Source organism: Saccharopolyspora sp. NPDC050389 (genome assembly GCF_040655595.1).
Classification (GTDB): Bacteria; Actinomycetota; Actinomycetes; order Mycobacteriales; family Pseudonocardiaceae; genus Saccharopolyspora.
In genome coordinates this window covers 125,683-137,815 of sequence record NZ_JBFAKG010000001.1, presented here as the reverse complement: position 1 = coordinate 137,815, position 12,133 = coordinate 125,683, and the positions used below count along the sequence as shown (strand labels likewise).

Below are 12,133 nucleotides of genomic sequence, written 5' to 3'. Positions count from 1 at the left end.
CGAACGACAGGACCGGTGCGTGCACTCGGTATGCCGAGGGGCGAAGGATTTGAGGCAGTGAACCGAGACAGGGATGCCGGGCGGTTCGGTGGTAACCCCGGGCCGCCCAGGCCCGCGCCGCGCCCCGCACCACGCCCCGACGAGCGCCAGACCGCACCGATCCGCCGCCCCGGCGCGGTGCCCCAGGCGCCGGGAATGCCGCGCGGCTGGCACGTCGCCGAGACCCAGCCGATCCCGACGGTGCCGCCGGAGCCCGGCATCGGCCAGGCCGCGGAGCAGGCCACCGAGCAGACGCAGGTGATCCGCCCGGTCTCGCCGGGCAAGCCGTCACTGCTCAAGGCCACCGGATCGATGGCCATCGCCACCCTGACCAGCCGGATCACCGGCTTCCTGTGGAAGCTGATGCTGGCCGTGGCGATCGGCATCGGGGTCGAGGCCGACTCGTTCAACGTGGCCAACACGATGCCGAACATGCTCTTCGAGCTGCTCATCGGCGGCGTGCTGACCAGCATCGTGGTGCCGGTGCTGGTGCGGGCCAAGAAGTCCGACGCCGACGGCGGTGAGCGGTTCGTCCAGACGTTGATGACGCTGGCCACGGTGGTCCTGGCGCTCGGCACGCTGGTGGCGATGGTCTGCACGCCGATCCTGACCTGGGCGCTGGTCACCGAGTCCGACGCCTCCAACCGGGACCTGGTCAGCGCCTTCGCGTACCTGCTGCTGCCGCAGATCTTCTTCTACGGCATCAGCGCGCTCGTCGGCGCGATCCTGCAGGCGAAGCAGATCTTCAGCCCGCCGGCCTGGGCGCCGGTGGTGAACAACCTGGTCGTGATCGCCACCATCGGCGTCTACGTGCTGCTGCCGGGCAAAATCACGGTCGACCCGGTGTCGATGACCGACGCGCACCTGCTCGTGCTGGGCATCGGTGTCACCTTCGGCGTGGTCTGCCAGGCCGCGGTGCAGGTGCCCGCGCTGCGCAAGACCGGGTTCCGGTTCCGCTGGCGGTGGGGCTGGGACTCGCGGTTGTCGGAGTTCGGCGGACTCGCGCTGTGGATGCTCGGCTACGTGGCGATCAGCCAGGTGGGGCTTTGGGCGATCACCCGGGTGGCCACCGGTGCCGCCGGGGGCGCCCTGTCGACCTACAACTACGCGTGGATGCTGCTGCAGCTGCCCTACGGCGTGATCGGCTTCTCGATCATGACCGCGATCCTGCCGCGGATGAGCGCCGCCGCCGCGGATGGAGATCACGCCAAGGTGATCGACGACCTGTCCCTGGGCAACCGACTGTCCACTGTGACCTTGTTGCCGATCAGTGCGATCATGACCGCGCTCGGCGTACCGCTGGCGGTAGCCCTTTTCGCGACGGTCAAGCCCGACCTGCTCGAACAGGCCAACACCCTCGGACTCGGCCTGGCCGTCTCCGCGTTCGGCGTGCTGCCCTACGCGCTGACCATGATGCAGATGCGCACGTTCAACGCGTTCAACGACGCGCGCACCCCGACCCTGATCATGGTCGTGATGACCGTCGCGAAGGTGCTGATGGCATTCGCGTTGCCCGCGGTGCTCGCACCCGAGGACGTGGTGTTCGGGCTGTGCTTCGTCAACTCGGTCACGTTCGTGGTCGGTTGGTTGGTGGGCGAAGCCTGGCTGCGGCACCGGCTCGGCGCGCTGGGCAGCCGACGTTTCCTTGTCACACTGGCAAAAACGTTAACGGCTTCGGTGCTGGGTGGACTCCTCGCCTGGGGGAGCACGCTCGGCGTGGACGCGCTGATCCCCGGACCCGCCGGCGCGGGCACTGGATGGTTGCAGCTGCTCGTCGGCACTTTGGTCGGCTTCGCGTTGATCTTCGGGCTGATGTCCTTGCTGCGAGTGACGGAACTCCAGCCTGCGATCGGGCGGCTCACCGGTTTGCTGCGTCGTCGCTGACTTCCGCGTCACGTACCCTCGTTGGCGAAGTCTCCTTCCGTGGGGAATAGGGGTGGCACGCAACCCCTTGCGGACCAGAAGGAGCGGGAGAGGGAAGGTGACCAGCAAACCCACCGAGCAGATCGCGGCGGAACGCGACGAGTCCGGCGACGAGGGTTCGACCGAGCAGGCGCTGACCCCTGGCCGCGTACTGGATCATGGCCGGTATCGGCTCCTTTCCCAGGTCGGTGTCGACGACCGCTGCAACGTGCAGCTGTGGCGGGCCAAAGACGGCGTGCTCGGACGCGATGTCGCGTTGACGATCTTGGTCGGCGACCGCTCGGACTCCGAGGCGGCGTCGAACGCGCGCCGGACCCTGGAACGCGCCATGCACGCCAGCACCTTCAACCACATGGGCGTCGCGCGGGTGCTCGACGTCGTCACGCAGTCCTCCAGCGACCCGACCGGCGTGCTCGGCATCGTGATCGCCGAGTGGACGCACGGCACGGATCTGCTCGACCTGGTCGCCGAGGGCCCGCTGCCGCCCGGCACCGCGGCCCGGCTGCTGCAGCCGCTGGCCGCCGCGGTCGAGGCGGCGCACCACGCCGGGCTGGTGCTCGGCGCCGACCACCCGCAGCGGATCCGGGTCACGTCGGACGGCGAGATCCGGATGGCCTTCCCCGGCCCGATGGCGCAGGCCACCTCCAGCGACGACGTGCGCGGCCTCGGCTCCGCGCTGTACCTGCTGCTCACCGGCCGCTGGGCACTCGGCCCCGCGCCTGAGGGCCTGCCCGCGGCCCCGACCGGCCCCGACGGCAACCTGGTCGCGCCGCGCACGCTGCGCCCGACCGTGCCGCTGGAGCTGTCCACGGTCGCGGTGCGCGCGCTCGGCAACCCGGACTCCACCGGCACCACCGGCGGCGTCCGCACCGGCGCCGCCGTGCTCCGAGTTCTGGAGCAGCACGCGACCTTCGAAACCACCAGCACGGTGGGGCAGAGCGGGCAGACCGCCGAGAGCAACGAGGTCTGGCGGCGCGAGGATCCCAAGCCGGACCAGGAAAAGCGCAAGAAGCTGATGATCAGCGTCGGCGTGCTCGCGGTGGCCACGCTGCTGGTGGTCGGCTGGATCGCGGCGTCCCTGATCGGCATGTTCACCGAGGCCAACCGTCCCAGCGGCGACGGCCAGATCATCGGCGAAACCGGCAACCACCCCGGCGGCCAGCAACCCGGCCAGCCCCCGGCGAATCTGATCAAGATCCCGGTCAACAACGCGACGCAGTTCAGCGGCAACGGTTCGCCGGACAACCCGGGCAGGCTCCGCAACATCATCGACGGCAACCCGGCCACCGATTGGGGAACCTCCCGCTACAACCAGCAGCTCGGCCCCGGCGGGATCAGCCCTGGAACGGGTGCCGTGCTGACCTTCGACCACGCCGCGGTGCCGCAGGAGATCCTGATCAATTCGGCGAGCGCCGGCACCGTCATCGAAATCCGGACGGTCGAGGGAACGCCGAGCGCGGACGGCGGCACGCTGCTGGGATCGGCGACGCTGGGCAACGGCGACACCCCGATCAAGCTGAACGCGAGCGCTCCGGTGCAGCAGATCCTGGTCGTGATCAAGCAGCTGATCTCCAAGGACGGCGGGTACGGCGCCCAGATCAACGAGATCACGGTCAACGGCACCGCAGGCTGAACGCACTTCGTCCCCGCACGCGGCCGTGCGGGGACGAAGCAGTGTCCGAGCTGCCGAGTTCGCCGCGTGCAGCCTTGAACGGCGCCTGCAAGAGCCCGGGCCGAACCCGTGGAGCAACGACGCCTGAGCACGGGAGATGCATCACTCGTCAGTGGGGCGGGTGTGCCGGTTCACACGAACAGTAAAGTGCTGTTCCGTGTCTGTCCCCGTCAGCTCGGACGCCGAACTCATAGCGGCGCATACCAACGGAGATCCACATGCGTTCTCCGAGCTCTTCCGCCGACATCGGGATCGGCTGTGGGCGGTTGCGCTGCGGACCATGCGCGATCACGAAGACGCCGCGGATGCGCTTCAGGACGCGATGATCTCGGCCTTCCGCAATGCCTCGTCGTTCCGCGCCGAATCCCAGGTGACCACCTGGCTGCACCGGATCGTGGTGAACGCCTGCCTCGACCGGATACGCCGCCGCCAGGCCCGGCCCACCGTCCCCTTTCCGGAAACCGGCCCCACCGAACCGGCGGTGCCGCGCGACGCGATCGCCGAACAGGACACCAGGATGGCCGTCCAGGAGGCGCTCGCCGAACTCCCCGAAGATCAACGCTCTGCGATCGTCCTGGTGGACGTGGAGGGATACTCCGTGGCGGAGACCGCGGTGATGTTGGGCGTTGCGGAGGGCACCGTCAAGAGCCGGTGCGCACGTGGTCGGGCCAAACTCGCCAAACTTCTGGGGCACCTGCGGAACCCAAGTGCAGATGCGAACGTCCCAGATGACGCGATGGCCATCCGTCGACGGGAGGGACGATGAGTGGTGAACAACGGCGCACGGGGGCGCCGCAGGGACCACCGTGGTCCCTGGACCTGCTGGCCGATCTGCACGCCGGGGTGCTGGACCAGCAGACCGCCGATCAACTGCGCGTCCAGGTCCAGGATGACCCGGAGGCACGGGAGATCCTGGCGGCGTTGGACGCCACCAGTTCCGATCTGGCGGCACTGCCGCCACTGACGATTCCGGACGACGTCGCGGCACGCATCGACGCCGCGTTGGACGACGAGGTCCGGGCCTGGGCCCAGGAGCAGAGCAGTGCTGCGGCACTCGCCGAGCCCGCGGCTCCGCAGCCCGCACCAGCCGCCGAACAGGGCGGTCAGGTGATCGACTTCGCGGCGGCCAAGCAGCGCCGCCGGCGGAAGTTCACGCTGGGCGCCGGACTGGTCGGCGTGGCCGCGGCGGCCGCCGCAGTGGTGTTCTCGGTCCTGCCGAACAGCACGAGCTCCGACAGCAACCAGGCGCAGCCCGGCGCGACGACCGGCAGACCCGCGCCGCTGGCGCTGCAGGGTGATCAGGTCACGCTGAACGGCGAGCAGTTCGGCGAGATCATGAACTCGGAGCAGTACAGCAGCGCGCTGGCCGATCCGCAGCGGCTCATCGGCTGCCTGCAGGCCAACGGCGTCACGGGCGGCAAGCCGCTCGGGGCGCGGGAGATCACGCTCAACGGGAACCCGGCCCAGCTGCTGATCCTGCCCGGGGGCGGCCTCGGCAAGTTCCGCCTCTTAGCGGTCGGACCGGACTGCGGCCCGGGCAACCCGGCCAAGATCTCGGACTCCACCTTCGGCGGCTGAGAACTGTTTCGGGCTCGTTTTGCGTGGCGGTGCGGGTAGCGGAACCTCAGACGCCGCCTGGCTGTGGGATCCCCGACTTACGTATGACCAAATACGCGGCATCGGGGCTGTCCTCGCCAGGCGACGTCTGAGAACCCGCGGCGGTGCAAGTTGCGTAGGTGGGCTAAACGCCTTCGGCGTTTCAAAGACGAAGGTCGAAGCCACGTGCTGGCGGCCGGGTGCTCGACCCGCGCCCGGCCGCAGAGCCGCGCCGGCTCCCGGTCCATGGGACGGGAGCCGGCTTCGCTGTGCCCTGCCGCACCGCGTCTCCGTGATCGGGAACAGACCCTAATAGGATCGCGTTGAGCCGGATACGGTCGCGCGCCGAGCGCGGCGGAGACGCTACGACGGAAGGGGCGCGGTGACTGACGACGTCCGCAACGTGATCATCGTGGGCTCTGGCCCTGCCGGGTACACCGCTGCGGTGTACGCCGCACGGGCGGAACTCGAACCACTCGTCTTCGAGGGCACCCAGTTCGGTGGCGCGTTGATGACCACCACCGAAGTGGAGAACTTCCCGGGCTTCCGGGAAGGGATCATGGGCCCCGACCTGATGCAGGAGATGCGGTCCCAGGCTGAGCGCTTCGGCGCCGAGCTGCGGGCCGAGGACGTCGAGCACCTCGATCTCGCGGGCGAGGTTAAGACCGTGCTCGCGAACGGCGTGGAGTACCGCGCCAAGGCCGTCATCCTGGCGATGGGCGCCGCCGCCCGCTACCTCGGCGTGCCCGGCGAGGAGCGGCTGCTCGGCCGCGGCGTCTCCGCCTGCGCCACCTGCGACGGGTTCTTCTTCCGCGACCAGGACATCGCCGTCATCGGCGGCGGTGACTCGGCGATGGAGGAGGCCACCTTCCTGACCCGCTTCGCCCGGTCGGTGACGATCATCCACCGCCGCGAGGAGTTCCGCGCCTCCAAGATCATGCTGGAGCGGGCCCGGGCCAACGAGAAGATCAAGTGGCTGACCAACAAGGCGGTCACCGAGGTCGTCGGCGACACCACCGTCAACGGTCTGAAGCTGCGCGACACGGTCACAGGCGAGACCTCCGAGCTGGACGTGAGCGGCATGTTCGTCGCCATCGGCCACGACCCGCGCAGTGAGCTGGTGCGCGACCAGGTCAACGTGGACGACGAGGGCTACTTGCAGGTCCAGCAGCCCACCACGCACACCGGCCTCCCGGGCGTGTTCGCCGCGGGCGACCTGGTGGACCACACCTACCGGCAGGCGATCACCGCCGCCGGTTCCGGCTGCTCCGCGGCCATGGACGCCGAGCGCTGGCTCGCCGAGCACGACGTGCCCCAGGCCGAGCTGGCCGCAGAGCTCGTCGGTGGCGGCTACGGGCCCTCGTCGAACTGACTCCAGGCAGCACCAAACCGATAGGGAGAAGGAACATGGCCGACACCAACACGGTGGTCGTGGACGAGAAGACGTTCAAGGAATTGGTCCTGGACAGCGACAAGCCGGTCCTGGTCGACTTCTGGGCCACTTGGTGCGGCCCGTGCAAGATGGTCGCCCCGGTGCTCGAGCAGATCGCCGGCGAGCACAAGGACAAGATCACCATCGCCAAGCTGGACATCGACGCCAACCCCAGCCTGCAGCGCGACTACCAGGTGATGTCGATCCCGACCCTGCTGCTGTTCGACAAGGGCCAGCCGGTCAAGCAGATCGTCGGTGCCAAGCCGAAGGCCGCGCTGGAGTCCGACCTGTCCGAATACCTGTGAAATCGGACTCCATCTGAGGCAACCGAATAACGCGGTCCCGCCGTCTCTCCGATAGGACAGTGACGGCGGGATCGTGTTTTCGCGCACTCAACGAGATCACCCACCCACGGACCGTTGTCGCACGTCCGCCCCGGTGGCCGTGGGCCGCAGCGCCGGGTCCCGGTACACAAGGCACAATGACCCGACGGGTCCGCCTTCCGGACCCGGCACGCAGAACAGGACCCCGGGTATCCCCGGCCATCCTTCGCGTCGGTGCCAAAACCGGCGCCTGAATCGAGCGAGGAGTGCATGCAGCTGCTCCACCGCGGTGACGTCGGTCCGGCCGTTGCCGAGATCAAGAACACTCTTGCGGCGTTGGGTCTGCTTCCGTCCAACGGTCGGACGGGACCGGTGATCTACGACGAAGCGGTGGAACAGGCGGTCCGGGTCTTCCAGCAACAACGCGGGCTGATCACCGACGGCGTCGTCGGCCCGGCGACCTACCGGGCGCTGACGGACGCGCGCTGGCGGCTCGGCGACCGCTCGCTGGCCTTCCTGGTGTCCAAGCCGATCAGCGGCGATGACGTCTTCGCGCTGCAGGAGCGGCTGCTGGAGCTCGGCTTCGACGCGGGTCGCCCGGACGGCATCTTCGGCCGGGAGACCGAGCAGGCGCTGCGCAGCTTCCAGCGGGACTACGGGCTGAACCCGGACGGCATCTGCGGGCCGGGCACGCTGCGGGCGCTCAAGCAGCTCGCGCCGAAGGTCCGCGGCGGGCGGCCGGTGTTCCTGCGCGAGCAGGAGAAGGTCCGGCGCGCCGGGCCGCGGCTGCGTGGAAAGCGCATCGTGATCGATCCGGGGCACGGCGGCGCGGACCGCGGGGTATGCCTGGGCAACGTGCACGAGGCCGACCTGACCTGGGACCTGGCCCGCCGGCTGGAAGGCCGGATGGTCGCCACCGGGATGGAAGCGCTGATCACCCGCGGCCCCAACGCCAGCCCGCCGGACGGCGACCGGGCCGGCTTCGCCAACGAGGCCGGCGCCGACATGTTCCTGTCGCTGCACATCGACGCCAACCGCTCGCCGCTGGCGGAGGGCGTGGCCAGCTTCCACTTCGGCACCGGCAACGGCACCACGTCTACGGTGGGCGAGGCCCTGGCGGGCTTCCTGCAGCGCGAGATCGTGGCCCGCACGGGGCTGCGGGACTGCCACACCCACCCGAAGACCTGGGACGTGCTGCGGCTGACCCGGATGCCCGCGGTGCGGATGGAGATCGGCTACCTGACCAACGCCCGGGACCGCAACCGGCTGCTGGACCCGGCGTTCCGGGATGTCGTGGCGGAGGGCCTGCTGGTCGCGGTGAAGCGGCTGTACCTGCTGGGCAAGGACGACCAGCCGACGGGCACCTTCACCTTCGACGACCTGCTGCGCCACGAGCTCGCTCGCGCCGAAGGCGCCTGACCGGCGACTTCAAGCTGTCCACGTCGTGAGGTCGTGAGCGGCCGTCGCCGCTCACGACACCGCGCGCCCGAATCGCCGAGCGGACTTGTCGACTTGCCGACTCAGGCGCCGCCGACCACCGGTTCGGCAGTCTTGATCGTCACCGAGCTCAGCAGCCGCTCCAGCGCCGCCTCCACGTCTTCCTTCCAGGAGATCGCGGTGCGCAGCTCCAGCCGCATCCGCGGCCACTTGGGGTGCTGGCGGACCGTCTTGAAGCCCACCTGCTGCAGGAACCCGGCCGGGATCACGCAGCCCGTGGTGGAGCCGGTCAGGTCACCGAAGGCCTCCACGGCCTTCACACCGCGCCGAGTCAGGTCCTTCGCCACGTTCTGCACCAGCACCCGTCCCAGGCCGCCATGCTCGTACTCAGGCAGCACGCGGAGGGCCGTGAGCAGCACGGCATCGGGGCTCACCGGGGCGGTGGGGAAGGCTCCGGCACGCGGCACGGCCGCGGGCGGGGCGTACATGGCGTAGCCCGCCGGAACCCCGTCCGCGTAGATGATGCGGCCGCAAGAGCCCCACTCCAGCAGCACGCTGGAGACCCAAGCTTCCTTCTCCAGTTCGGTCTCGCCGAACTCCTCGGCCTGCTCCCGGATGTGCGGCGCCAACTCCCAGAAAACGCATCGGCGACACCGCTGGGGCAGGTGGTCGAGGTTGTCCAGCGTGACGCCGACGACGCGTCGCGACACCTGACCTCCTGGAAACCCGCACGAACCCGCGCACTTCCGGCGGGAATGTCGCCAGGATAAGCCGCCGCGGGCCGGGACCGGAAGCGCCAGCGCTCACCGTCAGCGACCCGATGGGGTGAGATGGGTTACCGTCCGGTCGGTTTGGTGGCGTGAACCGGCACCGCCGCGACACCTACGCGAGATGCACTAAAGCGACGGCAGCCGCTTAGCCCGCCTACGCACGGGTTCTCAGACTGTGCCCGCCCCAAGGGGACTCTCGGGAGGACAGTCCCGACGCGACGTATTGGACATACGTGTGTCGCCAGGCGGCGGCCGTAACTCCCGCAGGGGGCCGCCGCCACCCGCACCGCCACGCAAAACGAGCCTGGAAATCCGCTCTTCTGCGAGGTGCTGGTTACATGGCAGGGGGTTCGTGGCGATAGGACCTATAGAATCGCCCGATCGTCCCCACGGGATGACCAGAGCGCACAACCGAAATCGGAGCGCGATATGTCGGATCACGGAAGCCAGCCGGCCAAGCCGGAACAGCCCAGCTCGCCCGAGAAGCCCGCACGCAACCTGGACGCGTACCGGGCGCACTACGCCGAGCGGACCGCTGGGATGACCGCCTCCGAGATCCGAGCTCTCTTCGCCGTCGCCAGCCGCCCCGAGGTGGTCTCCCTGGCCGGCGGTATGCCGAACCTCGCCGCGCTGCCGCTGGACTCGCTGGCCGCCGAGGTCGCCCGGCTGATCTCCGTCGACGGCCAGGTCGCGCTGCAGTACGGCTCCGCGCACGGCGTTCCGGAGCTGCGCGAGCAGATCTGCGAGGTCATGGCGCTGGAGGGGATCTCCGCCCACCCGGACGACGTGATGGTCACCGCGGGCTCCCAGATGGCCCTGGACATGGTCACCCGGATCTTCTGCGACCCGGGCGACGTCATCCTCGCCGAGGGCCCGTCCTACGTCGGCGCGCTCGGTTCCTTCGCCGCCTACCAGGCCGACGTCGTGCACGTCGCGATGGACGACGACGGCCTGCAGCCCGACGCGCTGCGCCAGGCCATCGCCAACGTGAACGCGCAGGGCAAGCGGATCAAGTTCCTCTACACCATCCCGAACTTCCACAACCCGGGCGGCATCACGCTGGCCCTGCCGCGGCGCGCCGAGATCCTGGAGATCTGCGCCCAGCACGGCATCCTCGTGGTGGAGGACAACCCGTACGGCCTGCTCGGCTTCGACGGCCAGCCGCACCCGGCGCTGCGCAGCATGGACGCGGACAACGTCGTCTACCTCGGTTCGTTCTCCAAGACCTTCGCCTCGGGTCTGCGCGTCGGCTGGGTGCTGGCGCCGCACGCGATCCGGGAGAAGCTGGTGCTGACCGCGGAGTCGGCCACGCTGTGCCCGCCCACGCTGAACCAGATGATCGTGTCCCGCTACCTGAGCACGCACGACTGGCAGGGGCAGATCAAGATCTTCCAGGAGCAGTACCGGGAGCGGCGCGACGCGATGCTCAGCGCGCTGGAGCAGTACATGCCCCCGGGTTGCACGTGGACGCGCCCGGACGGCGGGTTCTTCGTCTGGCTCACCGTGCCGGAAGGCGTGGACACCAAGGCGATGCTGCCGCGCGCGGTGACCCAGCGCGTCGCGTACGTGTCGGGCACCGGCTTCTACCGCGACGGGTTCGGCAGCCGGCAGATGCGGCTGTCGTTCTGCTACCCGACGCCGGAGCGGATCCGCGAGGGCGTGCGGCGGCTGGCCAACACGCTGACCGAGGAGATGGAGCTGGTCCGCACCTTCGGCACGGTGCCGCAGCGCAGCGTCCAAGGCCCGCAGGCTCCGTCGCCCGACACGGCGTAGAGTTTTCGCCGAATCCTGGTAGGAAAAGGGTTCGCTGGCTGGTTTGCGTAGGTGGTCCCGTAGCGGAACCTCAGACGCCGTCTCGGCTGCGGGATCCCCGACTTGTGCATGACCAGCAACGAGAAACAGTCCACTGTGCACCAGGAATCTCCTGAGCACAGTGGACTACTACTTTCCAGGGGTGTGTGCTGAGTGTCTGATCGCTGGGTTGCCGTGCTCGCCGGAGGGCTGTCGCACGAGCGCGAGGTGTCGTTGCGCTCCGGCCGTCGATTGTCCGCCGCGCTGCGCTCGGTCGGCGTGACCGTGGCGGAGTGGGATGCCGACGCCCGGCTGCTGTCCCGCATCGAGCAGGAGCGCCCCGACGCGGTCGTGGTCGCCCTGCACGGCGGGGAAGGGGAGAACGGCGCGGTGCAGGCCGTCCTGGACATGATCGGCGTCCCGTACGTCGGCACCGGCCCGCACGCGTGCCGCAGGGCGTGGGACAAGCCCACCGCCAAGGCCGAGCTGGCGCGCGCCGGACTGGCCACCCCGGACTGGGTGGCGCTGCCGCACGCCACCTTCCGCGAGCTCGGCGCGCAGGCGGTGCTGGACGCGCTCGTGGCGAAGCTCGGGCTGCCGTTGATGCTCAAGCCGGATCAGGGCGGGTCGGCGTTGGGCGCGCACGTAGTGCGCGACGCGGCCGAGCTCCCGTCGGCGATGGTGGGCGCGCTGTCCTACGGGGACGCGGTGCTCGTCGAGCAGTTCGTGGAGGGCACCGAGGTGGCGATCACCGTCATCGACGGGCCGGACGGACCGGAGGCGCTGCCCGCGGTGCAGATCGAACCGGCGGACGGCGTTTACGACTACACCGCCCGATACACCGCCGGGCTCACGAGCTACCGCGCTCCCGCCGAGGTTTCACCGGAGGCCGCCGCCGCTGCGGGCGAGTTGGCGATCGCCGCGCACCGGCTGCTCGGGCTGCGCGACGTCTCCCGGACGGACGCGATCATCGACCGCAACGGGACTCCGCACTTCCTGGAAGTCAACGTGTCGCCCGGGCTGACCGAGACCTCGCTGCTGCCGATGGCGGTCGAGGCCGCCGGCCGGTCGCTGGGGGAGGTCTTCGCGACTCTCGTCGAGCGGGCGATCGCGCGATCGCGGTGATTCGCCGTTTCACGTGAAACAAGAG

Annotated in this window: 10 protein-coding genes; 9 read left to right on the top strand and 1 reads right to left on the bottom strand. The window is 69.6% G+C overall.

Annotated elements, in window-relative coordinates:
• The first annotated feature begins 57 nt into the window (after nt 1-57).
• The 7 genes from murJ (at nt 58) to AB0I53_RS00630 (ending at nt 8,404) form a co-directional block, all read left to right on the top strand.
• Nucleotides 58-1,923, top strand: coding sequence for a murein biosynthesis integral membrane protein MurJ (murJ, locus tag AB0I53_RS00660; RefSeq protein ID WP_358594230.1), 1,866 nt, complete (start codon nt 58-60; stop codon nt 1,921-1,923).
• A 97-nt stretch (nt 1,924-2,020) separates the two neighbouring features.
• Complete coding sequence (locus AB0I53_RS00655) at nt 2,021-3,595, top strand: protein kinase family protein (protein ID WP_358594227.1); 1,575 nt, start codon at nt 2,021-2,023, stop codon at nt 3,593-3,595.
• 196 nt (nt 3,596-3,791) lie between these two features.
• Entirely contained in the window at nt 3,792-4,400 is a 609-nt protein-coding gene (gene sigM / locus AB0I53_RS00650) for an RNA polymerase sigma factor SigM (RefSeq protein WP_358594224.1), read from the top strand.
• Nucleotides 4,397-5,212, top strand: a complete 816-nt coding sequence (locus AB0I53_RS00645; protein ID WP_358594222.1) for a hypothetical protein — start codon at nt 4,397-4,399, stop codon at nt 5,210-5,212. The genes sigM and AB0I53_RS00645 overlap by 4 nt, the downstream gene beginning before the upstream one ends.
• 400 nt (nt 5,213-5,612) lie before the next feature.
• Entirely contained in the window at nt 5,613-6,602 is a 990-nt protein-coding gene (gene trxB, locus AB0I53_RS00640) for a thioredoxin-disulfide reductase (protein WP_358594219.1), read from the top strand.
• 35 nt (nt 6,603-6,637) lie between these two features.
• The gene (gene trxA, locus AB0I53_RS00635; RefSeq protein WP_358594216.1) at nt 6,638-6,967 is read left to right on the top strand and encodes a thioredoxin; all 330 of its coding nucleotides are present in this window, start codon (nt 6,638-6,640) and stop codon (nt 6,965-6,967) included.
• 288 nt (nt 6,968-7,255) lie between these two features.
• Entirely contained in the window at nt 7,256-8,404 is a 1,149-nt protein-coding gene (locus AB0I53_RS00630; protein ID WP_358594214.1) for an N-acetylmuramoyl-L-alanine amidase, read from the top strand.
• 101 nt (nt 8,405-8,505) lie between these two features.
• On the opposite strand, the gene AB0I53_RS00625 is transcribed toward AB0I53_RS00630, so the two are convergent.
• A complete protein-coding gene (locus AB0I53_RS00625; protein ID WP_358594211.1) occupies nt 8,506-9,132 on the bottom strand; it encodes a GNAT family N-acetyltransferase in 627 nt (208 codons plus the stop codon).
• Nucleotides 9,133-9,621: 489 nt separating this feature from the next.
• On the opposite strand from AB0I53_RS00625, the gene AB0I53_RS00620 reads away from it, so the two are divergent.
• Nucleotides 9,622-10,965: a PLP-dependent aminotransferase family protein gene (locus AB0I53_RS00620; protein WP_358594208.1), complete on the top strand. Its 1,344-nt coding sequence runs from the start codon at nt 9,622-9,624 to the stop codon at nt 10,963-10,965.
• A gap of 192 nt (nt 10,966-11,157) precedes the next feature.
• Nucleotides 11,158-12,108: a D-alanine--D-alanine ligase gene (locus tag AB0I53_RS00615; protein ID WP_132479445.1), complete on the top strand. Its 951-nt coding sequence runs from the start codon at nt 11,158-11,160 to the stop codon at nt 12,106-12,108.
• The last annotated feature ends 25 nt before the right edge of the window (nt 12,109-12,133 follow it).

What these genes read in the sequence shown, in the direction of transcription:
- AB0I53_RS00645 (WP_358594222.1), top strand. Translation starts at nt 4,397, where the DNA reads ATGAGTGGTGAACAACGGCGCACGGGGGCGCCGCAGGGACCACCGTGG.
- trxA (WP_358594216.1), top strand. Translation starts at nt 6,638, where the DNA reads ATGGCCGACACCAACACGGTGGTCGTGGACGAGAAGACGTTCAAGGAA.
- AB0I53_RS00630 (WP_358594214.1), top strand. Translation starts at nt 7,256, where the DNA reads ATGCAGCTGCTCCACCGCGGTGACGTCGGTCCGGCCGTTGCCGAGATC.
- AB0I53_RS00620 (WP_358594208.1), top strand. Translation starts at nt 9,622, where the DNA reads ATGTCGGATCACGGAAGCCAGCCGGCCAAGCCGGAACAGCCCAGCTCG.